Genomic DNA, 428 nt, shown 5'->3' on the forward strand with positions numbered 1-428 from the left:
GCCGTAGTCGTCACTCGGGCCGCCCGTCGGAATCAGCTTCACGTTGCCCGCGAGGTGCGCGCCCGAGGTCGTCGCCATCGACATCCCGCTCGCGACGCCCGCCGGCTGCGCGAGCGGCAACTGCGCCGCGTTGCCGGCGCTCGCCGCGCCGTCCTGCTTGAGCGCGCGGGCGAGCGTCGACGAGAAGTCGACGTCGCGCGCGCGGTAGCCGGGGGTATCGGCGTTCGCGATGTTCGACGACAGCAGTTCCTGCCGATATGCGCGCACGTCGAGCGCCTGGCGGCCGAACGCGAATTCGGCATCGAGTTTGTCCAGCATCTGCGAGTCTCCGTCTGAAGATGCGCCGCTCTTTCGCCGCCCGCGGCCGGCCGCGATGCGGGCGAACCGACGATGGGCGGCCAAAGAGGCTTTTTTCCATGGGACGCATG

General features: G+C 70.1%; 1 protein-coding gene. It reads right to left on the minus strand.

Annotated features, from left to right (window positions below):
* Nucleotides 1–318, minus strand: a 318-nt coding sequence (gene flgB, locus J5M57_RS28715; RefSeq protein WP_207938576.1) for a flagellar basal body rod protein FlgB, incomplete at its 3' end; no start/stop codon positions are given.
* Between the last annotated feature and the right edge of the window lie 110 nt (nucleotides 319–428).

The organism is Pseudomonas sp. 86_A (assembly GCF_017491705.1).
Classification (GTDB): Bacteria; Pseudomonadota; Gammaproteobacteria; order Pseudomonadales; family Pseudomonadaceae; genus Aquipseudomonas; species Aquipseudomonas koreensis.